We start from the raw sequence: 24348 nt of genomic DNA on the forward strand, positions 1-24348 counted from the left end.
ACTGACGCGCCAGCGATTTGGAGTTTGGGTGGAAGGGGGAAAGAGCTGATGGCGTTAACACGACTGCTCTTGGGCGTAGGGTGTGTGCTCCTGTGGACTGCCGTTACGGCCTGCGCCTCAGCAGACCCCGCAAGTCAGACGACTCCGACCCTGGATGCTGCCTCTCTGGCCGCTCCCTCGCCAGCGGTCCCGGCAGTAGATGCAGCAGTGTCTACCAGCGTTGCGAAGAGCGATTCGGTCACTGTTCAGGCGGCCAGCGGGTCCGGCATGAGCTCGGATCACTCCAGCGCCACAGTGGAGCCTGTCTCACTTGCCGCGGCTGACGACACGTCGGGTGCTGAGCTCGATTGCACGGACGAGGCCAACCGGTGCGACCCCGCATGTCTGACCGCCGTGCCAAGCTCAAGACTCCTCCTGCCCGCAGTCGGGGACGTGGCCTATAGATTCGACCTTCCAAGCACGGCAGGCCCAACGTATTCTCTGGAATCGTACCGGGGGAAGAGCAATGTCGTTCTCGTGTTCTACCGCGCCTTCTGGTGAGAGATGTGCAGGGACCAGCTCGTGGAGCTGAACGAGAGCTATGAGGACATCAAGGCGCTGAACGCGGAAATCGTTGCAGTCAGCACTGACAGCCTGGCCGACTCTCAATGGGTGATAGACAACGTGGGGCTTGAGTACCCGATTCTCTACGATCCGGAGATTACCACGGTGGCTGACTACGGTGTGTTCAACCTTCTCGGCGACGAGCTGGCTACGTCGTCGACGTTCCTTATAGACACGAACGGAGTCATCCGGTGGTTCCACGCCGCAGAGGACCTCGAAGACCAGGTTCCAACGTCCACAGTGCTGGAGCAACTGAGGCTCCTGGAGAGCTAAGTTCGGATCGCCCGGTCACGTAATGGAATACTCCTGTCACGCACTATACTCAGTACTGACATACCATGATTTTTTATTCTTGACATAGCTTTCTTGCTATGCAAGCATGTGCCTCAATTTATGGGGATCCTGTAGGGAACACGTTCAGGACAGGAGGGGGCAAAACTTACGGACAGGTCTGGGTAGCTTAGGCAGGAGGTTGGTAGATGGTTAGACTGTTAGTCACAATTGCCTTGTTTGGAGTCATTGCCGCACTTGTAGCAGGGTGCAGCTCGTCAACTGAAGACTCCACAAGTACGTCGGAGGCACCGTCTTCCGCCCAGTCTGTGGCAACTGTCGCCCCTGCGCCCCAGGCTCAGCAGGCGGCACCAGCCCCAACGTCAGCGCCGGTAGTCAAGCAGCAACCCGCTCCTGCGGCACCTGCAGCTCCGGCCGCAACGGCCGCACCGGTCGTGGCCCCCGTTGAAGTGGAAAGCTCCACCATGATCGCCTCCGAGTTCATCGCCGATACGGCGAAGGCCCTAGGTGTACCAGTCAGCTATATCCCCATACCTGATCCGTACGAGCCGGTCTACGGTGGCTCCGCAGCGGTCGGGACGCTCGAATGGGTGGTCCCCAGTTATTGGGACTGGTCAATCAAGATGGGGCACTGGAACGGTGCGCTGAGTCACTATGCTGAAGGGCTCGGCATGTTCCACTATGGCCCCGAGTACAGCCCGGTTGACTACTCGTCTCAGCCCGGCGTCGCTGAGGCATGGGATATCTCGGGTGATGGCATGACCTACACCTTTGACATCCGAAAGGGCGTCAAGTGGGGCATCGATACCGGAGGAATCCACAAGTGGCTTGCTGACGACGTCGACGTCGACGCGGACGTCACCGCACACGACTACGTCGCCGCAGCCGGGATTTCTTTCGGGATAGAAGCCAGCTCGTACATTCCCAAGTTCAACATGATAGACGGCCCAGACTCCTTCAAGGCGCTGGACGACTACACGCTTCAGATCACGACGAACCAGCCATCCGCACCCCTGATCTTCCAGCTAACACACAAGGGGCCATGGATACTGGGACGCCAGGGCGTTGACAAGCGAATTGCCGACGAGGGTCTGGAACTCCAGGAGGCCATCAACGACATCAGGGTCCAGATCGGGACCGGACCGTGGATCATCGAGGAGTGGGAGCCCGCAAACCACATCACCTTCACGAAGAACCCCGACTATTGGGGAACTGACGGGAAGGGCAACCAGATACCGTTCCTGGACCAGATGACTATCCACGGCATACAGGATGAGCGTCTTCAGGACGCCGCGTTCCGCACCGGCAAGCTCGGTGGAATCACTCTCGAGACCTGCGGACTGAGCCCGCAGCGATACCAGGACATCAAGAAGTCCAACCCCGACACCAACTTCGAGGTCTTCGTGGACCCGATGAACGTGCGTGGGCTTGGCATGAACTGGGGCGAGAGTGGAGACGGCGAAGGCAAGCCGTGGGGCGACCAGCGAGTCCGACACGCGATGCAGCTAGCCATCGACAAGGAAGGCTGGGTGGAGAGCATCCTGATCGGATGGGGTCTCCCATATCCAACTCCGTTGGCGCCAGGCAACCAGTGGTGGCTGCAGCCGGGCCAGTACGGTGATTCCGACGGCGACGGCGTAAGCGGCGAGGACCTGATGAAGTACGACCCGATGAAGGCGAAGGAGTTGCTGGCCGAAGCCGGATACGCTGATGGCTTCGACGCGGTGCTCCACTCCACTCACGGTGTCGGGGCAACCTGGTTCAGCGAGTCTGAGCTCATCGCCGAGTCTCTGCGTAACATCGGCATCAACGTGACGATGGACGTCAAGGACGGTGCTGCCCGTTCAGCGGCCCGCACTGCTGGCGAGTTCGACTTCATCTACGAGTTCCCATGCTGGGGATTCGAGCCGGTGGACTGGTTCGGACCCTGCTATTTCTCCCCTGAGCAGAAGCAGTCCCAGCCAGTTTCAGGTCTCGTTGACCTCGAGCTCGACAGAATGATCGTCGAGATGAACCAGAAGCTCGACGCCGAAGAGCGCTTCGAAGCAGTTGCCGATCTTCAGCGTTACCTGATGGAGAAGCAGTACTACATCTATGCGACAAACTGGATCCAGATAGTCGCCATAGCACCGTGGTTCAAGAATTACAGCTTCCACTACACCCACCAGATCGGCCAGGGCACTGCCCGAGCGTGGGTCGAACAGTAGAAGTCCGGCATCAACCAACGGTCTGAGTTAATCAGTCATCCCGGCGGGCTGTCCGCCTGTCGGAATGACTCGAAACCAGCCTCCAACTCGCGTTGAGACTTCACTCGACAAGTCTCGACCACAAGTCCGGCCTCCCTTTGTGCATGGCCGGCCTCACCACCCGTTCCGTTACGTATTTCAAGTGTACAATTCGCTCGATTGACCATCGTTAAGCAAGAGGGAAAGGTCGAATGCGGCAGTACCTAGTTCGCCGACTAATTCTGATGATTCCCGGTGTGCTGTTCCTGACGATTTTCGTCTTTTCGATGGTCAGGATTGTGCCCGGTGACGTCATCGAAGTCATAGTCGGGATGCAGGGCGGCGGTCGCGGCGGATATATGTCCGAGGAGATGAAGGACAAGGTCCGTTCCCAACTCGGTATAGACAAGCCGATCTACGTACAGTACTTCGTATGGATGGGGCAGATAGCGCGCGGCGACCTGGGAGAGTCCCTGTTCAGCAAGATTCCCGTCGTCGATTCCCTCAAGAAGCGGTACAGCGTTACGCTCGAACTCATCATCATTACGATGATTGTGATGGTGGTCTGGGGGCTGGCAATTGGGATAATCTCTGCCACTTACCAGGATACCTGGATAGACTACATATTACGCAGTGTTGCTGTACTTGGGCTTTCCATGCCCTATTTCTGGGTTGCGATACTCGTTGTCGTATTTGGCTCCATCATTTTCAACTGGTCGCCTCCACTGGGAGTCAACCACTTCATGGATGGACCACGTCTCAATCTCGAGCAGTTCCTCCTTCCGGCAGCGATTCTAGGCATTTCGCAGGGCTCTGCCGTGGCACGGATGACCAGGGCGACCATCCTTGAAATCGTCCGTCAAGACTACGTCCGTACAGCCCGAGCGAAGGGACTTGGTGACCGCATCATCCTGACCCGGCACACGCTGAGGAACGCCCTGATCCCCGTGGTCAGCCTGATCGGTATCACGTTTGCATTCTCGCTCGGCGGGACAGTCATTCTGGAGCAGATCTGGTCCCTGCCGGGTGTAGGCACCTTGATGCTCAAGGCCATTCAGCAGCGAGACTACCCCGTGATCCAGGGCATAATCCTCGTTCTCGGTCTGCTGGTTATGGTGACCAATCTGCTAGTCGATCTCAGCTACGCCTGGCTCAACCCCAGGATTCGGTACAACTAGGACCACAAGGGTAAACAGGTGCAACCAGAACAACAGTCCATGAGCATCGAGATCGAACAGGATCTCAGACGCAAGCGGCTCAATCCCTGGCTGGACTTCGTTGTGCGTATCTTCAAGGAGAAGCCGCTGAGTGCGGTAGGGCTGGTGATCGTCTGCTTGCTGCTGCTCATGGCCCTCAGTGCGCAGTGGATCGCTCCCCACGACTACAGGGAGCAGGTACTCGACGAGGCGTTGCTGGGCCACAGCCTCGACCACCCACTGGGTACCGACCAGATAGGTCGCGATCAGCTCAGCCGCATAATCGTGGGCGCACAGGTCTCCATGATCGTTGGCTTCTCATGCGTGATAGGGTTCCTGTTTGTTGCCATCATCATCGGCATGGGCTCAGGGTATGTCGGCGGAGCAATCGACATCGTCGTGCAGAGAGTAGTCGATGGCTGGATGACCATTCCCACGCTGATTCTGCTGCTGGCGATGGTGGCCGTCGTGGGTCAGGGCATGTGGCAGATCATCTTCATACTCTCTATCGACCGCGGAATCAGCACGTCCCGCGTTCTGCGAGGTGAGGCGCTCTACCTGAAGGAGAGCACCTACGTCGAAGCGGCGCGTGCGATGGGCGCCGGAAACATGCGCGTCTTCCTCGTTCACATCGTCCCGAACGCATTCGCTTCCATCATCGTCATGGCCACCATCAGTCTTGGAGTGTTCATCCTCGCAGAGGCGTCTCTCAGCTTCCTGGGCTACGGCATTCCGCCACCGTTCCCGACCTGGGGTTCGATGCTCAGCGGCTCGGCACTGGGATTCATGGCCCGCGCACCGTGGATAGCCATCTGGCCCGGCGTCGCGCTAACCCTGGCGGTCTGGGCCTTCAACATGCTCGGCGACGGAATGCGCGACCTCCTCGACCCCAGACTGCGGGGCAGCGGGTAGGTCTCTACGATCGGCTCCAGGGTGTTTCCAGGTCGGGCAGCGCTCCTATTCTGTCTCCTTGTGGCAGCCATGCTAACTGCGGTCGCCTGCACTCAGAGCCAGGAGACATTTGAGACCTCCGACGAGTACGTTGCAGAGGGACTCAGCGCCTACGAGCGCGGGGAACTCGATAGGGCGCTCCACATGTACGACAGGGCACTGCAGCTGGACCCGGACAACGCCTGGACCCTCGCAGGCCGCTCCGTCATTCACCTACAGAAACCCGAGACGTACGACGACGCGATAGTAGATGCGACCAGGGCGATCGAGCTTGACCCGAGCCTGGCCCGTGCATACGTCAACAGGGCAACAGCGCTAGTGGACATGGGCCACAGCGAGTACGCGCGAGTGGCGGTCATGTCCAAGATCACGTCACGTCCCGGAACCGCGTGGACTCTCCCACCCGAGGAGAGGGTCGAAAGGGCGATTGCCGACGCAACGAGGGCGGTCGAACTGGACCCGAATATGCCTGACGCCTACTTCGTGCGTGCCCACGCTCAAATGGACGTCGGACGCTCTGACATGGCCGTGGACGACTTCAGCCATGTCCTGGACTCCGATCCGACGCTGTACGTGAAGGTCATGGCCTATGTGCACAGGTCGCAGGCGCACCGCAACATCGGCAATCTGGCGTGGGCGATAGACGATGCCACTAAGGCCATGGAGCTTGCGCAGGAGCTATCCGACAATTTCGGTGATGAGCCGAGGCTCGTCACCTGGCACGGTTTCGACGCAGACGCGATCGAGGCTACTGCGTTTACAAACCGTGGGCTCGCCTACGACAGGCAAGGAAGACCGGATATCTCGGTCAACGAGTACACACAAGCCCTGGACCAGGATTCCGACTACATCGAGGCATATGTGAACCGCTCCAATGCCTTCAGAAGCACCGGTCAGTACGAGAAGGCGCTGGCGGATGCCAACAAGGCAATCGAATCGGGTCAGCATCTTGCGGTCGCATACAACGCCCGTGCATTAGCCAACCTTGGGCTGGGGAATGAAGGGCAGGCCCTATCGGACGCGACCGAAGCCATCAGGCAGGACGGAACTTACGCCTTGGCCTACTCCAACCGGGCGTACATCTACACAGGCCAGGGTCGCTACGACCTCGCGATATCAGACGCGACCAAAGCAATCGATCTGGACCCCGATTTGGCTGAAGCCTACTCAAACAGGGCTGAGGCCCACCTCAAGAGGGGAGACTACCCCGGCGTCATAGCGGACTCGACATCCGCCCTGTCCAGAGACCCTTCACTTACCGGAGCCTACCTCGGGCGTGCTCTCGCCTACCTTAACGAACAGGAGTACTCGAAGGCCCGGAGCGACGCAGAACAGGTCCTGCAACAGGCACCCGGCCAACTGTACGCAGTCTACGTGCGTGGAGCTGCGTCAATGGAGTTGACCGGTGGCATGGACGGCCGGGAAGACCTCGAGAGAGTCATCAGCGCGTCCAGGAGTCCAACGCTCGTCAACCTCGCCAGGCGCGCTCTTTCCCGATCCAATCAATAGACACAGCGCTCAACCCGACCAGGATGTCAGGGAACAGTCTTCTGTGTTAGGAAAAACGATGCTGGTCAGCCTATACTGAACCAGGATAAGACCAACACTTCAGACATACACACGACAGCGGCCGACTGGGCCGCCGAGGAGACTGCACATGGCACCGATTTCCAAGTACGTAAACGTAAACGGAGTCCGACTTCGATACCTCGACTGGGGGACGCGGGGGCTGCCGCCCATGGTCTGTCTGCACGGACACACCGGGCAGGCGCGCATCTGGGACGAGTTTGCCGAGGTGGTGCGAAACTCTTACCACGTGTACGCCGTAGACCAGCGAGGTCACGGCGAGTCCGCCCATGCGCTGGACGGCTACGCCCGTGACAGGTTCGTCGAAGACCTTGCCGCCTTCGTGGACGCCCTGGAGCTGGAGCGGTTCACACTCTCAGGCCTGTCCATGGGTGGCTGGCACTCGATGCTGTACACGGCCGAACATCCTGACCGGGTCGAGCGCATCGTGATGGTGGACATCGGCCCTGAGCCGTCTGAGGAAGCCGTTGCAGCCTCCGGCAGCCGACCGCTGACCCCGATGGCGTTCGATACCATCGAGGAGGCCGTTGCCTGGATGCGATCCGGCAACCCGTGGGCGTCCGATGCCAGGCTGCTGAAGGATGCCCAGCACAAGATGAAGCAGACTGATGACGGCCTGTGGACGTGGAAGGCCGACCACGACCTGTTCAACGTGCCACTTCCCGACATGTCGGACCCGGACCTCATCGGCAGGTACTGGAGCGCGCTGGACACCATTCCATGTCCAATACTGGAGGTACGGGGTTCCGAGAGTCCGCTGGTGTCCGACGCGGTACTGGACAGGATGAAGGCTGCGGCGACAGATCTCACCTCGGTGGATGTGGCCGACGCGGGTCACGTTGTCACCGTCGACAAGCCTCGCGAGTTCATTGCGGCAAGCCGCGAGTTCCTGGGAGTTTGAGGCTGACGAAATAACCGAATGCGACGACACATCCTCTACATAGCAGTTGTGGAGAGGAGACCTTCATAGAACCTGGTCACCCTGTCGGGAGCCGATACACAGAGGTGGGTGATGCCCTGCAGGTAGTAGTCAACTCCCTTTCACCCTCACCCCCGTATCAAGTACGGGGCAGGCTCCAACCCTCTCCCTGAGGGAGAGGGGGCTGGTAGGTTGAGCTTCGGGTCTGATGGTTAGTTTTACCTAGCCCTCATTGCATCGAAAAAAGGGAGTCATCCAATGGTCTCCGGGGAGCGGGTAGATGGCTGAATACGATTACGACATGGTGGTCATAGGATCCGGACCGGCGGGCCAGCGCGCTGCTGTGCAGGCCGCTAAGCTCGGAAAGCGCACTGCCATCGTCGAACGCCATGCCGAAATCGGCGGCGTCATGGTCAACTCAGGCACCATTCCCAGCAAGACACTCCGCGAAGCGGTAATATACCTGACCGGATACAGGGAACGTGGCATCTACGGTGAGTCGTACGCCGTCAAGGACGACATCACCATGAGCGACCTCATGATCCGCACCAATCACGTGATGCAGCAGAAGACCGACACGTTGCGCCACCAGCTGCTGCGGAACAGGGTTGAGCTGATCACCGCCGACGCATCGTTCATCGACTCCCACACACTGGCCCTCTCGGCAGTGGATGGGAGAGGCAGCCGTCCCATCACCGCAGACAAGGTAGTCGTCGCCGTTGGCACAACTGCAGCGAAGCCTGACTGGACCAACGTCGATGGCGAGCACATCCTGCTGAGCGACGACATACTCAATCTGCCCGAGCTTCCCAGAAGCCTGGCCATCATAGGCGGCGGCGTCATTGGCCTGGAGTACGGCAGCATATTCGCGACCCTCGGAATACGCGTTACGCTCATTGAGCGCGACTCGAGGCTGCTGGACTTCGTAGACTCCGAACTCATCGACACACTCGTGTACCACCTGCGTCAGAAGAGGGTGACGCTCCGGTTGAACGAAGAGGTCACCTGGATGGAGCCTTCCGACGATGAACGCGGCCAGCACGTCAGGATCAGGCTGGTCAGCGGCAAGCAGATTGTGAGCGATGCCGCGCTGTACAGCATCGGACGCACCGGCGCCACAGCGTCACTCGGGCTGGAAACGGTAGGCCTGGAGCCAGATGGCAGAGGCCGATTGACAGTGAACGACACCTACCAGACGTCCGTGGACAACATATACGCGGTCGGCGACGTAATCGGGTTCCCAAACCTGGCGTCGACCTCCGCGGAGCAGGGCCGTCTGGCGTCGTGCCACGCCTTTGGCCTACCCGCCAGGAGTGTCCCGGGCCTGTTTCCCTACGGGATCTACACCATCCCTGAAATCTCCATGGTGGGCAGGACCGAAGAGGACTTGACCGAGGACGTTGTTCCCTACGAAGTAGGCAGGGCGCAGTACCGGGAGATAGCGCGGGGCCAGATAATCGGAGACGACACGGGGCTGCTGAAGCTGCTGTTCCACGCCACCACACGCAAACTGCTTGGAGTGCACATCATCGGCGAGGGCGCGAGCGAGCTCATTCACATTGGACAGGCCGTGCTTGCATTCGAAGGTACTGTCGACTACTTCGTGGACGCGGTCTTCAACTACCCGACACTGGCGGAGTGCTACAAGACGGCCGCGTTGGACGGCATCAACCGGCTGGAAGCCTAATCTTCCCATCCTGCAAAGACCAAAAATCTGTTGCCCGACCGGGTAGTTGCCCATAGAATTAAGTCATAGATGGGCAGTTCACCCCGATACCCGCAGAACGAATAATTCAGGGCACCGCGGTCTTAGACACCTCGCCCCCTGATAGAAGAGAAGAAAGGAGGTCGTCCACATGGAGATACAGATTCAAGCCAGGAACATCGACCTCAACCCCAATGCCGAGCAGTACATCCAGAAGAAGTTCGATAGGCTTCAGCGACATCTGCCGAACCTCGACGATGCCAAATTAGAGGTGTCCATGACCCAGGCGCGGGCCACTCGCGACCGCGTCCAGGCTCAGATGACACTGAACATCTCCGGTTACACGCTTCGAGGACAGGACAGGGGAGTAAACCTGTTCGCTGCCGTCGACGCAGTCACGGACCTGGTTGACCGGCAGATCCGACGGTTCAAGGGAAAGGTGTACCACAGCGCGCAGGCCAGGAAGTCGCGCAGCGGTTTCAGGGACGTCCCGCCTGAGGCGATCATCGAGATGCCAGAAACCCTCGAGGAAGAAGAGGCGCTTGAAGAGATCGGCCAGGTAGTCCGCACCAAGCGACACTCCATGCCGCCGATGTCCGTCGAGGACGCCATCCTGCAGATGGAGATGCTGGGGCACAGCTTCTTCCTGTTCTTCAACATGGACTCTGACGAGTACAACGTCGCCTACCGGCGTCGCGACGGCGACTACGGCGTGATCGAGCCCGAGCTGGCCTAGGCCCCTTTGGCTGAGCAGAGATCAGGTCCGTACATCTGGGCCACATGGCTTTCGAAGGTGCTGGTCGGTGACATTTCCTGCGAGTGGGCATCGTGGTTCAAGGCCCACTACAAGGGCTACGAGCGGGTGCCCAGCACGTTCGACATGGTCACCTGGCAGATGAACCACACGTCGCTGCTGAACGAGGTCAGGGACAAGATCGAGGCAGATGGCGTCACTGTTCTCACCGAGAACCAGAGCTACTTCAACCTACGCGGTGGCTCCGGCACTGTCATCGGAGGCAAGCCAGACCTAGTCGCGCTGGGCCCCGACGACACCGGCACCATCTACGACATCAAGACAGGGCAGCCCCGAGCGTCGGACACCGCTCAGGTAATGATCTACATGTACGCGCTCCCGTACATCAACCAGTTCCGCGGGAGGCGTTTCCAGGGACGGCTGGTCTACAGGGACGACCGGGTGGTCGACATCCCGGCTGACAGCGTGAGCGACGCATTCAAGTCGGAGCTGTTCGCTCTGATCAGGCGGATCGCTGACTCTCAGCCTGCGCGCAGGGTACCGAGTGCGTTGGAGTGTGGGATGTGTGATCTAACTCCCAATGACTGCCCGGATAGGATTGATGCCGCGCCTGCGGAACAGATCGCGGAGGGTGGGGAGTTCTGAGAGGGGACCAGACCGTCGGAGTTCAAGTCTTCTCGCGCTAGCTGTCTATCACGGCTTCGCCGACGCGGAACTTCTCGATGCCCTTCCAGTCGTAGACGACGCCCAGACCCGGGCCTTCAGGGACATCCACGCAGCCGTTCTCGTCTACTGACTCCAGCTGGTCTGTGTAGCCACACGCGTACACTGGCGGACAGGAGATATTGGGCAGCTTCGGGTGGACGAGGCCCATCTCGTAGAAGTTCGAGTTGCGCATGGCGGCCATGCAGTGGCGCTGCGCAGGACCTGCAATGTGCAGCTCGACGTCCATGCCATAGCCCTCGGCTGAGTGAGCGATCTTCATGACGCCAGTTATACCGCCATCGTACTCCGGGTCGGCGCGCCAGAAGTCGGTCGCCTCGGCAGCGGCCATGTCTGCGTGCGCCTCGACCATGTGCAGGTGCTCGCCCTGGAGCAGCGGCGTCTTGAGCATCTTCCGAAGTTGTCGATGCGCGTAGAACGACACTCCACCGTCACGCATCGGGTCCTCGTACCAGTAGAAGTCGTTGTCGTCGCAGGCGCGTCCGACTGTCAGCGTGTCTCCGAATGTATCGTACACGCAGCACGGGTCGATCATCAGCGCCATCTTGCCGCCGACTCGTTTACCGACGGCGTTGACCGTCTCGACCTCGCGCGGAATCGACACGTCTCCCCACGAGTGGATCTTGAATCCCTGGTATCCCAGTTCCAGGCACTGCTCCGCAAAGTCGGCGTACGCTTCGGGACTGCTCAGGCCGTCAGGCTGTCTGTCAGCGTGAGAGGTGCTTGCGTATGAGGGCAGCTTCTTCCGGTAGCCGCCGAGCAGCTGGTAGATCGGCGAGTCGTGCAGCTTGCCCGCGAGGTCCCACAGTGCAATGTCCACGGGACCGATGCCCATCTTGTCCTGCTTGCGCAGGATCGACTTCGCCTGGTTGTAGAATAGCTCCCGCTGAAGCGCGTTCTTACCGATCAGGAAAGAGCCGAACTGCTGGATCTGCTCGAAGGTGCCCGGAGCGATGCTCATGTACTCGCCCGTGACACCTATGTCGGTGTCGATGCGTATGCCGAGCACGGACCGCCCTCCCCTGCCTCCGGGCTCGTAGAACGGCCCCATTGCGAAGCTGAGGTCGCTTCCCACGTCGTTGAGTGGGAACCGGTACCGCGTCAGCGTGATCTTCTGGATGATAGGGGTACTGCCCATGCTTTCTTCTCCTGCTGAGGTCAGCCCTGTCCGGCGCGTGCCTTGATTGCCACGGTGTGGTCCCAGGGGGTGATCCACTCGTCTTTGATCTCCATTCCCCAGCCGGGAGCGTCCGTTGGGGTGATGTAGCCGTCCTTGGGTACGGCGAGCCCCGGGATCGGCCAGACCTCGTCGAGCGGGATGCCGGGGTCGCTGCCCATCCAGAACTCGGCCATGGGCGACTCAGGCATGGCGATCGCGAAGTGCTGACCCCAGGGCGACGCGACCGCGGCGTGCGGGATCGTGATGATGCCTGCGGCCTCGCCGATCGTGTAAATCTTCAGCGCCTCGGAGAAGCCGCCGCACCACTTCATGTCGGGCTGAAGCACGTCTACGGCGCGGTGCTCGACGAGCTGCCTGAACGTCCAGCGGCCGTGATGGTCCTCGCCTGTTGCGAGAGGAATCCAATTGATCGCCTTTCGCAGCTCGATGTGTCCCTCGAGGTCTGTTGGTATCAGCGGCTCTTCGAGCCAGCGCAGTCCGTAGGGTCGCAGGCGCTCCGCGAGCCTGATTGCGAACTCGACGTTGAAACTCATCACGGGGTTGTACATGAGCTCAGCGTTGGGGCCTACCGCGTCCCGTGCCTTCGCGATGTGCTCCTCTACGAGGTTAATGCCGTCGATGCCCTCGTCGTAGTGCGCCGGGTTCGAGACCTTGAAGCACTTGAATCCCAGCTCCTGCGACCAGTCGAGGTCGTCGGAGGTGCAGTACACGAGAGCTTTGTCCCTGCACGGCCCTCCGATCAGCGAGTACACGGGCTGGCCGAGCAGCTTGCCCTTGAGGTCCCACAGCGCGAGGTCTACGCCGGACTGCGCGACGGTCGCGATGCCGCCCGCACCGAAGCGCTGCGTGGATCGCCACATCAGGTCGTTCAGGTACTCCAGCGCCAGGCAGTCTCGGCCCTCGAGCAACGGACCGAAGTGGTAGTCGACCAATGCTGCCGTCGGCTCTCCGAAGCTGCACTGACCCAGGCCCCACGTGCCGTCCTCGGCCGTCACCTGCACCCACACGTCTGCGCTTGTGTTCGCGCCCGCCATCTGACCGTGGAGTCTCGGGAACTCAGGGTACTTGTTGATCGGCAGCGCGCGCCGTGCATGCGTGTTCCAGTTCGGCCTGCGAGACTCCGACTTCGGCGGCGTCCTCGGGATGTTCAGCTCGACCGCCCTTACCTCTTTGATCTTCAACGTTCTAGTCCTCTCTAATCAGAATTGTCTGCCGCATTCAGGAACGCCACGGCCGCGTCCGGGTCTATCAGGGGATAGACGTCGAACTCGGCGGGTATCATCTCCGCCCACTCCGTCAGCAGCATGTGAAGGGTCTCGTTGGAGTCGACGTCGAACAGCGCGACTGCTCCCCGTCCGGTGCGCGCGAAAAAGAAGCGCGCGAGTCCTCGATCCAGCTTGTCCTGAGACCACGGCCAGTACAGCTTTCGCTGCTCCCGCACCTCCGACGGTCGTGTCGGCAGCGGTGTGCTTATCGCAAGAAACAGCATCGTTACTCTCCCTTTCGTTTGCAGGAAAGATAGTATCATGTTCCCTAGCGCAGGCCGGGGATGGGGAGTGATGAGCTTGGGTAGGTTGTGGATTGAGATTTCACCCTCACCCTAGCCCTCTCCCTGAGGGAGAGGGGACGTCATGTTCTCACACCATATGCCCAATGTACTGTTTCCGACTCAAATGACCAAGACTTCAAGGAGACGATGACAATGCCCGGAAAGTTGACCGACAAAGTAGCGATAGTCACAGGTGGAAACAGCGGAATCGGGGAGGCCACGGTGCACCTCTTTGCCCGGGAAGGCGCGAAGGTCGCCATCCTTGCGCGGAGGGAGAACGAGGGGCACGCCGTCGAGTCCGCAGTCAAAGACAACGGTGGTGAGGCCACCTTCATAAGCTGCGACGTTTCCGACCGTCAGCAGGTGGACGCCGCCGTGCAGGCCGTCGTCGATGCCTACGGGGGTGTCGACGTGCTGTTCAACAACGCTGGCGGTGGTGGCCCAGGCAACTTCCCCGACGAGCCGGACGACATCTGGGACCGTGTGCTGACGGTCAACCTGACCGGCACGTTCTACATGTGCCGCGCCGTGTGGCCTCACATGATCGCCGGAGGCGGAGGGCGGATCGTCAACATGTCCTCGGTTGCAGCGCAGCGCGGATTCAGCAAGAAGATGTACGACCTCGTCGGGCGTGGCCCGTCAGCCTCGTACTACGCAGCGAAGGCCGGAGTCGATGCTCTAACGCGCTACGTCGCCGGTATGGGCGGCCAGCACAACATCCGCGTGAACGGCGTGAGACCCGGGCAGATCATCACCCCCGCTGTCGATACTGGCGGCGGGCACCACAGCCTGGAGGCGATGTTCGACTTCATCCAGATCCTCGACAGCAAGGGATACCCCGAGGACGTTGCCAACACTGTGCTGTTCCTAGTGAGCGACGAGGCGCGGTTCATAACCGGTGAGATAGTCAACGTGGACGGTGGGATGCCGGGCAAGCTTTAGAATTCTGTCGGAAACTGTGTCAGTATGGTAGGCAGTGTTTTCACCCTCACCCCAACCCTCTCCCCCGTATCAAGTACGGGGCAGGCTCTGAGGGAGAGGGGGTCCGTTGGCTGGTAATTGTGCTTGTATGTACACCCTGACTTACACCTTTCAGCGCTCAGGGAGAGGGGGATTTGCGCTGGTCTCATTTCGTGGGAATGACGGGTAGGAATTCTGATGAGTCACTATGCCAGAGCTCAACGGTAAGGTAGCCATCGTCACAGGCGCGGGTCGTCTCAAGGGGATCGGGAGAGCGGCGGCGGTCGCACTTGCACGGCTGGGAGCCGATGTCGTCATCACGGGCACCGGGCGAGACCCCTCGACGTTCCCTGACTACGAGCGGGAGATTGGCTGGCGAGACGTGGAGTCCGTGGCTGAGCTAATTAGGGAAGAGGGCCGTAAAGCGCTCCCTCTCGTCGTGGATGTGACCGACGAAGCGCAGGTCGTGCGTATGGTTGAGCAGACCGTAAGCGAGTTCGGCAGGGTCGACATCCTGGTGAACAACGCCGCTCATGGTGTGGGCGCGGACAGGATACCTATCGTGGAACTGGAACCTGCGGTTTTTGATCTCGTAGTCGACGTGAAGGTTCGCGGCACGTATCTCTGCACAAGGGCTGCCGTCACGCAGATGATCGAGCAGGGTGACGGTGGCAAGATCGTCAACATCGCGTCGGTCGCAGGAAAGCGCGGTAGCGCAAACACGCTCGCCTACAACGCCGCCAACTTTGCTGTCGTTGGGATGACGCAGTCGTCGGCCCGTGAGTTGGGTCCGCATGGCATAAACGTGAACTGTGTCTGTCCAGGACTCGTCCAGACCCACCGTGGGGATGTGTTCATGGACGTCTTCGACCGGACCTGGGAGCAGACGGCTGAGTCAGTGCCAATCGGCCGCAATGGGACGGATAAGGAACTCGGGGACTTCGTGGCTTATCTGTGTACTGAGGCGGCATCGTGGATTCACGGCCAGTCCATTAACGTCGATGGCGGCGTGATGATGGAGCACTAGCTACGGGCGCACGCTGGTTTCACCCTCACCCTGAGGTTGCTTACAAGAATAGGTAAACACAACTCGTTCGTTCCTGGATCAAGTCCGGGACGGGCTCTGAGCTTGTCGAAGGACACCCCGGGCCCCTGGATTCCGGCCTCCGCCGGAATGACGAACTGCGGGAATCTAGACCTATGGCCGTACACCGTACTTGGGCTTTGGACCGAGGTTGCGCTTGAGCACTGACTGGGATGCTTCGACCAGCATGGACAGGAAGGGGCGCGTGTCTCTTGGGTCGATCATCTTTTCGATGTCGAACGCCTCGGCCACGAGGTATGGCGATCTGAACTTGTTCAGCGTCGCCTCAAGCTCCGCGCGTCGTGCCGCTGGGTCAGGTGAGTTGGCGATGTCTCTGCGATAGGCTGCTTCGACTCCGCCCTCTACGGGTATCGAGCCCCAGTCCCCTGACGGCCACCCCAGCCTGAGGTTGACCGGAACCGAGCTTCCTGTGGCTGCGGCCGCGAGTCCGAACGCCTTTCGCACGTGGAGTTGGATTACCGGCACCGTGAGCTGCACGTTCGCCATCAGCGTGCGCATCCCGTGCCTGATTGTGCCCTGGAGCTCGGCCTTGCTGCCCACCATGAACCCGGGCACGTCGTTGAACAGCACGATCGGGATGTTGAATGTGTCGCAAACGTCCAGGAAGTGGGTCTGCTTGTTCGCTCCGTCGGCGTCGATCGCTCCCGCAAGGTACCTTGGATCGTTTGCGGCGACTCCGATAACGTAGCCGTTCACCCTGGCGAACCCGGTGATCGCAGTCTTGCCCCAGTGCGGACGTATCTCGAAGAAGCTGCCCTTATCGACCACGTGCCCGATCAGTTTGCGCATGTCGTAGCCGCGCCTGGTATTGCGGGGGATGATGTCGGCCAACTCCTCGTCACGCCGGTTGGGGTCGTCGCTCGGAGCAGCTCGTGGAGGCATCTCCCAGACGTTCTGAGGCATGTAGCTCAGGTACTGGCGCACTCTATCGAACAGATCCTCCTCGCTCTCGGCCTCGTCGTGTACCGCGCCGCTCTGGTGTACGTGAACATGTGAGCCGCCCAGCGACTCCTTGTCGATCTCCTCAGAGATGGCGCGGCGCACCACGGGTGGACCGCCAGGGAATATCTGGCTTGAGCCCTTCACCATGATCGTCCAGTGAGCGAGCATGGCGCGACCTGCGGGGCGACCCGCTACAGACCCGACAATCGCGGAGACCACCGGCACCTTGCCTAGCAGTTCTACCTCGCCGGTGAAGTCGTCAGAGCTTGGGAGGTGTCCCCCTTGGGCGTACTGCACTCCGCGCACACTCGCGCCGGCGCCGTCGGCCATGTAGATGAGCGGGACGCCGTACTCCAGCGCAAAGCTGTCCGCCCAACTGTTGTTCTTGCGCCGTCTGCGCTCCGGCCCGACGGCTGTGCCGCCCCGGACAGTAAAGTCCTCGCCGCCTACGACTACCAGTTGGCCGTCTATTCTGCCCAGTCCTGTCACGTATGGCATGGGCGTGAACCCGATGAGATTGCGGTCCTCGTCGTACTCGCCGTACCCTGCCAACTCGCCGATCTCGAAGAACGTGTCCTTGTCGAGAAGGGTGTTGATTCGTTCCCGGACCGTCAGCTTGCCCTCAGAGTGCTGCCGCTCTATGCGTTCCTTGCCACCCATCTGCATGGCAAGAGACCTGCGGTACTCAAGCTCATCGATCTCAGGCTGCCAGACCATTTCTTTTTCTCCTTAAGTGAAGTGGCCTTCACTCCTCATCCAAGTTGCCCCATCAATCCGGTACTATACCGGCCCCGAAGGAAGTCGGGATGCCTGAGAGCTTTCTGCAGAGCTGGGACGTTGCATTTCACCCCGTCGACCCGCGTCTCGGATAGAGCCTTCTCCATAAGGGAGATGGAGTCGTTGCGGGTGGCTCCCCAGGCGATCAGCTTGGCCAGGAGCGGGTCGAAGTGGGACGATACCTCGTCGCCCTCACGGAATCCGGCCTCCACTCTCAGATCGTTCACCTGTGGAAGTCTGAAGGTATCGAGTGTTCCCGGCGATGGTATGAACGTCTCGGGGTCCTCGGCGTAGATGCGGCACTGGATGGCGTGGCCGTTCACAGGCTCTTCTACAATGGAGATGCTATCCCCGGACGCGATCCTGAGCTGCTGCTCGACGATATCGACGCCGGTGACCATCTCAGTCGGACCGTGCTCGACCTGTATCCGCGCGTTAGCCTCGATGAAGTAGGGTCTGTCGTCAGCGTCCACGATGAACTCGAAGGTGCCGACGTTCGTGTAGCCGATCTCACGCGCCGCAAGCATCGACGCCGAGATAAGACGCTCCCTGGTTGAGTCGGTTATGGAGGGCGAGCCTGCCTCCTCGATCACCTTCTGGTGGCGTCTCTGAGCCGAGCATTCCCGCTCCCACAGATGCGTGACTGTCCCGTCGATGTCGGCGACAATCTGCACCTCGACGTGTCGTGCGTCAGGCACGTAGCGTTCGAGATAGATGTCCTGGCTGCCGAAGGCGCGACGCGACGACGAGCGCGTCCGTCGTACAGTTCGCTCGAGTCGCCCGGGATCCTCGACCATGTTCATCCCGATACCGCCTCCGCCTTCACTCGCCTTGATCATCAGCGGGTAGCCTATTAGCTCAGCGTGGGATGCGAGATCGGGGTCGCCCCCCGCTTTCTCGGGGGCAGGCTCAATGTCAATCTCCGTCCCCGGCAGCACAGGGACACCATACTCAGCGAGCCGTCGCCTTGCCTCGCGCTTGTTCCCGGCCAGACTGATCGCCTCCGGCGAGGGGCCGACGAACACGATACCGGCGTTCTCGCTTGCCCGTGCGAAGTCAGGATTCTCGGACAGGAAGCCGTAGCCAGGATGTATGGCCTCTGCGCCTGTATCGGCAGCGGCCTGGATCACGGCGCTGATGTCCAGGTATCCAGCTACAGGGCCCGCCTCATCCGGCAGTGCCACCGCCTCGTCGGCAAGCTCTGCGTGAAGGGGATTCCCCTCGGACGGGGAGTAGACCGCCACAGTGTTGACGCCAAGGCGTCGACAGGTTCGGATCACCCGACACGCGATAGCGCTCCTGTTAGCTATGAGGACTTTGTTGAACACACATCACCGGAGCACATTGCATCGAGGTCGCCCTCCCAGCCGATTCCCCGAGCGGCGCGGGCCTCATATAGCCTCGGCAGTCACCCATTCAGATCGGACAGATTAGTGGCAAACCTGACTCCAAAGGCGTCCGGGTCAGCAACCATGAAGTCCCGAAGGCCGTAGGTCCGATCGGCAATTGGCCACACGACCCGAGCTCCCATTTCCTGAGCCAATATCCAGTAGTCGTCCACGTTCGGGACCATCACTCGGATGTTACCCTGAAGCGGCCCCGGAGAGGCGGGCAGATCGTTCTTATACTCGTCATTGAGGAAGAGCAGATGGCCTTCCCATGCCAGCTCCACGAATCCGCCATCATCCCTAACCAGATCAAAACCAAGCTTGCGATAGAACTCCACTGACCGGCTGATGTCACGCACGAACATCGCAGTTACAAGCTGTTCAGTGGGTTCAACATAGCGTGTCATGGCGCGTTCCTTTCTATGCTGCAAGGAAGTGTCAGCGGTCCCACGACGCTCTCTCTTCGTCCAAGTACTCCCTCACCTCTTCGGCTGTCTTGAACAGACGGCGCCCTGGAGCGCTGTTGAGGATTTCCAAGGCTGATCGGCCCCTCATATTGGATTCGCGCCGTACCACCACGTCCACAGTCTGCCCTTCCTCCAACTCTGGGCTGACAATCTCCAACTTGCCGCCGGGTAGTACTGTGGCCTTGAGATGCAACACTTTTTGCATGGTTCGTGACTCCGTTACGTGGGACGTCGCACTGAGTTCACCAGTCTAATTTCGGGAGTTCCTGACCAGGCCAATACCGTGGTATCAAAGCCTCGTACTTCTCAGTTAGCGACCATCGTTCAATGTCAAGCTCACCTCCACCACCTATGGTCAATCTCAATTCACCCGCACGGTAGTATGGGCTGTAGTAAGAGACCGCAGGCATTGTTGAATAGGTCAACATCGTTAGGTTGTCGCTATTACGTGGGTCGGTGGCGGCTCTGTGCGCGCCGATCTTGTTTCGCCATTGATACACTTCCGGCGCAACACTTTCGATATACGCTATGCAAGCGTCTCGAAGCTCATTCTGAATCTCTCTACTTTGTAAGTCCCTGATGTCCCAGTCATTGACCTCCACCAGGTTTAGAAGTCTTACGTGGCGCAGATAGCTGACGAGGCTAACCGAAAACCAGTCAAAAACGCACGCAAGCATCAACGTCAATCCCGTGTTCTGAAAGTGACCAATGATTTTGTCTGTGCCATACTCTTCCAAAGTCTCAATTTCCCTTTGGCGAGTAAACATTGCGAGATGAGTCAAGCCGATCTCGAGGGAGCCTAGAACATTGAGGCTGTTTCCGTGCTTAAGTGACGGCACTCTAATATCGTCGATGTAGTCTAAAGTTGAATACTCTTCGCTCATGATATTGTCTCGTGGTTATCGGGTGATTGACACTTTCTATCCGTCCCGTGCTTGATGTCGCAACGAGTGATATAGCCTATCATCCCGCAGCTTCGCGCTCCAAATTGAGCTCCAGCAGACGGGCGATTATCTCGCCGTCGGTGAGGTCCGCGGGCCACCCGTAGGCCGCGGACACCGCCTCGTCCAGTCTCTCGTGAGCGAGTCGGAGCCAAGTGGGAGGGTCGTTGTACAGGTTCGTCAGCGTGAGTCGTCTCAACTGGGTGTCTTCGATCATGGGCGACGAAGGGTTGAGCCAGCCTTCCCGGAGTTTGCCGAGATGCTTCGCGGCCTCCGATACCTCAGCCCTCTGTTCTGCCGTTGGCTGCGGGAACGGGAACGTTTCGAACGTCGTTGTGGGAGTGTACCTGGGACGCGACTCCAGTTGAGCTCCTTGGTTCAGGGCCCATAGTTCCTGGATGCGGGGAGTGCAGTACGCCGTTGAACTACGGCACTTTCACTCAGATTCGCCTGTCCCCACTTTGGGGCGAACTCATGTGGCGTCATGGCTCACCACAATAGACTTGCAGCTCCGTGTGGCGCGCAAGGACATCGAAGTCGGCATCATTGTGCAGCACGGGCGCACCAGCGCGTATGGCGGCAGAGGCAATAAGACAGTCAATCAGTTTGCGAACAGTCTCCCCCTGCCGTCGACATCGACGATAGAGCGCGGCTGCTTCGTCATAGTCTGTCGAGCCTGTTGGCAATACCGTCGCTCGTGCCAGCAGTCGCCTGAGCTGATTGAGATGCGACTCGTCTCTTGCCCCGGCGAGAACCTCCATCCGCACCGCATCGCAGATGGCGATGTCGCCAGCCAGCAGTTCGTCAACCAACATGCAGACCGTTGACCCGGTGTTCCGCAGGAACTCTATCCAGGCCGACGAATCAACAAGGATCACAACGAGCGTCCAGAGCGCAATTCGTTGAGGTCGCCTTCCCAGCCAATTCCACGAAGCGCACGGGCCTCATCTACGGACAGTGGTTCGGCCGCAAGCGTCCGGAGTGCGAAATTGACCGCCTCGCGCTTGGTCGAAAGCTGGTAGCGCCTCATCACCTCGGCGCAAGCTCTATCGTCTATGTCGATGTTTGTGCGTCCCATACACCAATGATACACCATTGCGGATAACTAGCCCATCCCGCACCACTAGGTCGCCACCTCCACCAGCCTGTCGCCCTCTGAGACCGACTGGTCTTCTTCCACATGTACGGTTGCTACGGAGCCGTCAACGTCGCAGATGACCTCGTTCTCCATTTTCATGGACTCGATCACCACCACCACGTCTCCCGCGCCGACCTGTTCGCCCTCGGCGACCAGAACCTCTATGACCCGTCCGGTCATGGGCGAGTGAATGATTACGTCCGCCAATTTAGTCTCTCCTCAGTCCTCTCTGATAACGTATTGGTCTTAGCAGGCGAGGTTTTCACCCTCACCCTCAGGGAGCTTACAGGGGTATGTAAACCGATAGTTCGTTCGTACATGGACTCTAGGTTCCGGCCTCCGCCGGAACGACGGTATGCGTAATACATACCCCTCCCAGCCCTCAGGGAGAGGGGACTTGGGGGACTCTGAATTCGGGTGCTGACTGGACCAATTCACATCAGTCCTCTCTGAAGACTCCGATTGTTTCGTTGCTTTCGAGTTGCCCTATCTGCCGGGGCGACATGCCCAGGATGTCTCTTGCGATATGTTCGGAGTGCTCCCCAAGCCTGTGCGATGGCATCCAGTCCGACTTGCGCAGGCCGTCCATTATTATCGCCTGTCCGGGGTACTTCTTGCGTCCGACGTCCGGCTCCTCGAGTTCGACGAAGAAGCCTCGCGCATTCAGGTGGACATCGTCGAGCATCTGCCAGTTCTTGGCGACCCTGCCGGCTGCGATTCCGACGGACTGGACCGTAGAGGCGATATGCTCGCCATCGAGCGTGCGGCTCCACTCTGACACGATCGAGTCCACGTCGTCGCGATTGCTGCGACGGGCTGACTCCTCGCTGAACTTCGGATCATGCGCAAGCTCCGGCCTGGCCATCAACCCGCACAGATCTCGCCACTCGGTGTCTGACTGGACACAGATCGTCACCCAGTCGTCGTCTCCCGCCGCTGGGTACACGCCATACGGAGCGTGAACCGGATGCGAGTTGCCGGTGCGTGGCGGCTGATGTCCAGTTCGTGAGTAGGCCGCGATGTGCTCGCCGATCTGGCAAATCGGCCCCTCATTGAGCGCCAGGTCTATGAACTGACCCTCGCCGGTCCGCCTGCGGTGGTGGAGGGCGGTCATGATCGCAGCAACTGCGTTCAATCCAGCTACAGGGTCTGGATAGGCGAGCGACGACGTTCTGGGCTCACCGCCCTCGTAGCCCATCATGCTGGAGAGTCCGGTCATCGCCTCGACCGATGGGCCGAACGCAGGGTAGTCGGCGTACTCACCAGTGGTGCCAAACCCGGGCATCGAGCACATGACTATGTCCGGCCGCACCTCGCGCAGTCGCTCGTAGGTCAGGCCGAAGTTGCGCATTACCCTAGGTCTGAAGTTCTCGACAACGAGGTCAGATGTCGAGACCAGGTCCAGGAACAGCTCGCGGCCCTCCTCGTGATCGAGCCGGAGGGCCAGGTTGACCTTGTTGCGATTGAGCTTATTGTTGGTGCCGGACAGCCTGTCTATCGGAATGCGAGGATCGCTGATCTTGATGACCTCTGCGCCGTAGTCGCCCAGGATGCGGGTGGCCAGCGGGCCGGACCAGACGCGGGTGAGGTCTAGGATTCGGATGCCATTAAGAGGAGAGAGTGGAGAGGAGTGAGGAGTGAGCGGCTGCACTGTAGGGGCAGGTTTGAAACCTGCCCCTACGTCTTCAGTAGCCTCAAGCTTGTGCTCGCCCAGTCTCGGGGCGCGTGTGAATCTCGGCTGGGTCACGCTCATTTTGAACGGCACGGTTGGATACCTGAGCGGTCCGGCGTCAGGGTGATCAACTTCCTCGAACAGTTTTCGGTGGGCAAGCTGTCTATCTTCCAGGACCTCTCCGAGTTCCAGGAGGGGCGACGCTGGCTCAGACCACGTACCCGCCGCGAGCTCGAACACCTCTGCGCGGGTCTTGTCTTTCATCCAGTCGATGAGGATGGAATCGATCTCGCTGGCGTGCTTACGCCTCTCGGGGAAGGTATCGAATCGGGGCTCCTGCAGAAGTTCGGCACGTCCGAGCATAGGGAACAGCATCTCCCACTGCCCTTCAGTGGAGACAGCGAACGCCACGTAGCCGTCCTTGCACGGGAGCACAGTAATCGGGTAGCGACCATACGTACCCTTATTCTCCCACCGTCTGCCATGTCTGCTGCGCACGAGGCCGCTGTACGTGTGCATGACGGTCGTGAACTGGTGCAGCGCGGCGAGCGACTCGATCTCGGAGACTTCAACCCTGCCGCCATGTCCTGTCGAGACCCGCTTCCACAGAGCCACCATCGCTCCAGAGTACGCGTGCAGGCCCGCCAGGTACTCGGACTGATAGCCGGGCAGCATGAGCGGCTCGCGGTCTTCGTCACCCGACAGGTAGAGAAAACCACCGAGCGCGAGGCTCACTAGCGGAGTGCTGCGCCAGTCTGAGTACGGCCCGCTGGTGCCGAACGGCGTGAGGGACAGGTCTATCAGTCCCGGGTTTTCTACGAGGGCGCTATCCAGTGCGATATCAGACCGCGCCTCGGGGCTCCAGTCCTCGACGAGTATGTCCGCCGACTCTATGAGCCGTTTGAGCGCCTGAGCACCGTCACCCGAACGCGAGTCGAGCGCGACGCTTCGCTTCCCCATGTTGAGGTACAGGAAGAGGGTGCTCGCCTCAGACTTCTCGACATCGGACAGCCGGGGGCCCAAGGTACGTGTCCGGTCGCCGTGTGGAGTAGGTTCGACCTTGATTACGTCCGCGCCGAACGCCGCGAGCATTCGACCGCAGAATGGTCCAGCGACGCCTTCGGCGACCTCTACTACCCTGATGCCCTGGAGGGGGGATGCGGTCATGGCTCCCAGAACCTTCTTTTCCTCGGCGGACTGGAAGGGTATGTATTCGCGCCTTTCACCCTCACCCCAGCCCTCTCCCTGAGGGAGAGGGGGTTAGTTGACCGAGGT

The 24348-nt window shown here is 60.0% G+C and carries 25 protein-coding genes; 12 read left to right on the top strand and 13 right to left on the bottom strand.

Translation table 11 applies throughout. The features are described from left to right. The first annotated feature begins 48 nt into the window (after window positions 1–48). The 10 genes from J4G14_05375 to J4G14_05420 all read left to right on the top strand — a co-directional run bounded on the left by J4G14_05375 (window position 49) and on the right by J4G14_05420 (window position 10876). Window positions 49–540: a hypothetical protein gene (locus J4G14_05375; GenBank protein MCE2457228.1), complete on the top strand. Its 492-nt coding sequence runs from the start codon at window positions 49–51 to the stop codon at window positions 538–540. A gap of 21 nt (window positions 541–561) precedes the next feature. Beyond that, window positions 562–876 (top strand): redoxin domain-containing protein, encoded by a 315-nt coding sequence (locus tag J4G14_05380; protein ID MCE2457229.1) that lies wholly within the window; start codon window positions 562–564, stop codon window positions 874–876. A gap of 206 nt (window positions 877–1082) precedes the next feature. Further along, window positions 1083–3101, top strand: a complete 2019-nt coding sequence (locus J4G14_05385; GenBank protein MCE2457230.1) for an ABC transporter substrate-binding protein — start codon at window positions 1083–1085, stop codon at window positions 3099–3101. A gap of 230 nt (window positions 3102–3331) precedes the next feature. Continuing rightward, the gene (locus J4G14_05390; protein MCE2457231.1) at window positions 3332–4297 is read left to right on the top strand and encodes an ABC transporter permease; all 966 of its coding nucleotides are present in this window, start codon (window positions 3332–3334) and stop codon (window positions 4295–4297) included. Window positions 4298–4336: 39 nt separating this feature from the next. Further along, on the top strand, window positions 4337–5227 hold the full coding sequence (locus tag J4G14_05395) for an ABC transporter permease (protein ID MCE2457232.1): 891 nt from the start codon (window positions 4337–4339) through the stop codon (window positions 5225–5227). Window positions 5228–5296: 69 nt separating this feature from the next. Continuing rightward, the gene (locus tag J4G14_05400) at window positions 5297–6775 is read left to right on the top strand and encodes a tetratricopeptide repeat protein (protein MCE2457233.1); all 1479 of its coding nucleotides are present in this window, start codon (window positions 5297–5299) and stop codon (window positions 6773–6775) included. Between the two features lie 148 nt (window positions 6776–6923). After that, window positions 6924–7754, top strand: coding sequence for an alpha/beta hydrolase (locus tag J4G14_05405; protein MCE2457234.1), 831 nt, complete (start codon window positions 6924–6926; stop codon window positions 7752–7754). A 298-nt stretch (window positions 7755–8052) separates the two neighbouring features. Beyond that, window positions 8053–9459: a Si-specific NAD(P)(+) transhydrogenase gene (gene sthA / locus J4G14_05410; GenBank protein ID MCE2457235.1), complete on the top strand. Its 1407-nt coding sequence runs from the start codon at window positions 8053–8055 to the stop codon at window positions 9457–9459. Between the two features lie 169 nt (window positions 9460–9628). Then, window positions 9629–10213, top strand: coding sequence for a ribosome-associated translation inhibitor RaiA (gene raiA / locus J4G14_05415; protein ID MCE2457236.1), 585 nt, complete (start codon window positions 9629–9631; stop codon window positions 10211–10213). 6 nt (window positions 10214–10219) lie between these two features. After that, window positions 10220–10876, top strand: coding sequence for a PD-(D/E)XK nuclease family protein (locus J4G14_05420; GenBank protein ID MCE2457237.1), 657 nt, complete (start codon window positions 10220–10222; stop codon window positions 10874–10876). A 37-nt stretch (window positions 10877–10913) separates the two neighbouring features. Here J4G14_05420 and J4G14_05425 read toward each other — a convergent pair whose 3' ends face one another. The 3 genes from J4G14_05425 to J4G14_05435 are packed head-to-tail and all read right to left on the bottom strand — an operon-like array spanning window position 10914 to window position 13623. After that, entirely contained in the window at window positions 10914–12092 is a 1179-nt protein-coding gene (locus tag J4G14_05425; GenBank protein MCE2457238.1) for a mandelate racemase, read from the bottom strand. Between the two features lie 20 nt (window positions 12093–12112). Then, complete coding sequence (locus J4G14_05430; protein ID MCE2457239.1) at window positions 12113–13315, bottom strand: hypothetical protein; 1203 nt, start codon at window positions 13313–13315, stop codon at window positions 12113–12115. 14 nt (window positions 13316–13329) lie between these two features. Next, window positions 13330–13623, bottom strand: a complete 294-nt coding sequence (locus J4G14_05435) for a hypothetical protein (GenBank protein MCE2457240.1) — start codon at window positions 13621–13623, stop codon at window positions 13330–13332. Between the two features lie 213 nt (window positions 13624–13836). On the opposite strand from J4G14_05435, the gene J4G14_05440 reads away from it, so the two are divergent. Both J4G14_05440 and J4G14_05445 read left to right on the top strand, forming a co-directional pair. Continuing rightward, on the top strand, window positions 13837–14625 hold the full coding sequence (locus J4G14_05440) for an SDR family oxidoreductase (GenBank protein ID MCE2457241.1): 789 nt from the start codon (window positions 13837–13839) through the stop codon (window positions 14623–14625). Between the two features lie 226 nt (window positions 14626–14851). Next, window positions 14852–15670 (top strand): glucose 1-dehydrogenase, encoded by an 819-nt coding sequence (locus J4G14_05445; protein MCE2457242.1) that lies wholly within the window; start codon window positions 14852–14854, stop codon window positions 15668–15670. Between the two features lie 171 nt (window positions 15671–15841). Here the strand turns inward: J4G14_05445 and J4G14_05450 are convergent, their stop codons facing one another. The 10 genes from J4G14_05450 to J4G14_05495 form a co-directional block, all read right to left on the bottom strand. Next, on the bottom strand, window positions 15842–17407 hold the full coding sequence (locus J4G14_05450; GenBank protein MCE2457243.1) for a propionyl-CoA carboxylase: 1566 nt from the start codon (window positions 17405–17407) through the stop codon (window positions 15842–15844). A gap of 35 nt (window positions 17408–17442) precedes the next feature. Further along, window positions 17443–18795, bottom strand: coding sequence for a biotin carboxylase (locus J4G14_05455; GenBank protein MCE2457244.1), 1353 nt, complete (start codon window positions 18793–18795; stop codon window positions 17443–17445). Between the two features lie 80 nt (window positions 18796–18875). Next, the gene (locus J4G14_05460) at window positions 18876–19262 is read right to left on the bottom strand and encodes a VOC family protein (GenBank protein ID MCE2457245.1); all 387 of its coding nucleotides are present in this window, start codon (window positions 19260–19262) and stop codon (window positions 18876–18878) included. Window positions 19263–19293: 31 nt separating this feature from the next. Further along, window positions 19294–19527 (bottom strand): hypothetical protein, encoded by a 234-nt coding sequence (locus tag J4G14_05465; GenBank protein ID MCE2457246.1) that lies wholly within the window; start codon window positions 19525–19527, stop codon window positions 19294–19296. 37 nt (window positions 19528–19564) lie between these two features. Beyond that, on the bottom strand, window positions 19565–20206 hold the full coding sequence (locus J4G14_05470) for a hypothetical protein (GenBank protein MCE2457247.1): 642 nt from the start codon (window positions 20204–20206) through the stop codon (window positions 19565–19567). Window positions 20207–20285: 79 nt separating this feature from the next. Continuing rightward, window positions 20286–20462: a hypothetical protein gene (locus J4G14_05475; protein MCE2457248.1), complete on the bottom strand. Its 177-nt coding sequence runs from the start codon at window positions 20460–20462 to the stop codon at window positions 20286–20288. A 283-nt stretch (window positions 20463–20745) separates the two neighbouring features. Beyond that, window positions 20746–21141 (bottom strand): PIN domain nuclease, encoded by a 396-nt coding sequence (locus tag J4G14_05480; protein ID MCE2457249.1) that lies wholly within the window; start codon window positions 21139–21141, stop codon window positions 20746–20748. Beyond that, a complete protein-coding gene (locus tag J4G14_05485; protein MCE2457250.1) occupies window positions 21138–21341 on the bottom strand; it encodes a type II toxin-antitoxin system VapB family antitoxin in 204 nt (67 codons plus the stop codon). Before J4G14_05485 ends, J4G14_05480 begins: the two co-directional genes overlap by 4 nt. 45 nt (window positions 21342–21386) lie before the next feature. Beyond that, complete coding sequence (locus tag J4G14_05490) at window positions 21387–21608, bottom strand: biotin/lipoyl-binding protein (protein MCE2457251.1); 222 nt, start codon at window positions 21606–21608, stop codon at window positions 21387–21389. A 232-nt stretch (window positions 21609–21840) separates the two neighbouring features. Continuing rightward, window positions 21841–24240 carry a CoA transferase gene (locus J4G14_05495; GenBank protein ID MCE2457252.1) on the bottom strand — a complete coding sequence of 800 codons (2400 nt, stop codon included), beginning with the start codon at window positions 24238–24240 and terminating at the stop codon, window positions 21841–21843. Window positions 24241–24348 lie beyond the last annotated feature (108 nt).

The organism is Dehalococcoidia bacterium (assembly GCA_021295915.1).
Classification (GTDB): Bacteria; Chloroflexota; Dehalococcoidia; order Lucifugimonadales; family UBA1123; genus VXRN01.

Coding starts and splice junctions, on each gene's coding strand:
- J4G14_05385 (MCE2457230.1), top strand. CDS start 1,083: ATGGTTAGACTGTTAGTCACAATTGCCTTGTTTGGAGTCATTGCCGCA.
- J4G14_05405 (MCE2457234.1), top strand. CDS start 6,924: ATGGCACCGATTTCCAAGTACGTAAACGTAAACGGAGTCCGACTTCGA.
- J4G14_05375 (MCE2457228.1), top strand. CDS start 49: ATGGCGTTAACACGACTGCTCTTGGGCGTAGGGTGTGTGCTCCTGTGG.
- J4G14_05470 (MCE2457247.1), bottom strand. CDS start 20,206: ATGAGCGAAGAGTATTCAACTTTAGACTACATCGACGATATTAGAGTG.
- J4G14_05460 (MCE2457245.1), bottom strand. CDS start 19,262: ATGACACGCTATGTTGAACCCACTGAACAGCTTGTAACTGCGATGTTC.
- J4G14_05495 (MCE2457252.1), bottom strand. CDS start 24,240: ATGACCGCATCCCCCCTCCAGGGCATCAGGGTAGTAGAGGTCGCCGAA.
- J4G14_05465 (MCE2457246.1), bottom strand. CDS start 19,527: ATGCAAAAAGTGTTGCATCTCAAGGCCACAGTACTACCCGGCGGCAAG.
- J4G14_05445 (MCE2457242.1), top strand. CDS start 14,852: ATGCCAGAGCTCAACGGTAAGGTAGCCATCGTCACAGGCGCGGGTCGT.
- sthA (MCE2457235.1), top strand. CDS start 8,053: ATGGCTGAATACGATTACGACATGGTGGTCATAGGATCCGGACCGGCG.
- J4G14_05485 (MCE2457250.1), bottom strand. CDS start 21,341: ATGGGACGCACAAACATCGACATAGACGATAGAGCTTGCGCCGAGGTG.
- J4G14_05425 (MCE2457238.1), bottom strand. CDS start 12,092: ATGGGCAGTACCCCTATCATCCAGAAGATCACGCTGACGCGGTACCGG.
- J4G14_05395 (MCE2457232.1), top strand. CDS start 4,337: ATGAGCATCGAGATCGAACAGGATCTCAGACGCAAGCGGCTCAATCCC.
- J4G14_05440 (MCE2457241.1), top strand. CDS start 13,837: ATGCCCGGAAAGTTGACCGACAAAGTAGCGATAGTCACAGGTGGAAAC.
- raiA (MCE2457236.1), top strand. CDS start 9,629: ATGGAGATACAGATTCAAGCCAGGAACATCGACCTCAACCCCAATGCC.
- J4G14_05400 (MCE2457233.1), top strand. CDS start 5,297: ATGCTAACTGCGGTCGCCTGCACTCAGAGCCAGGAGACATTTGAGACC.
- J4G14_05450 (MCE2457243.1), bottom strand. CDS start 17,407: ATGGTCTGGCAGCCTGAGATCGATGAGCTTGAGTACCGCAGGTCTCTT.
- J4G14_05435 (MCE2457240.1), bottom strand. CDS start 13,623: ATGCTGTTTCTTGCGATAAGCACACCGCTGCCGACACGACCGTCGGAG.
- J4G14_05390 (MCE2457231.1), top strand. CDS start 3,332: ATGCGGCAGTACCTAGTTCGCCGACTAATTCTGATGATTCCCGGTGTG.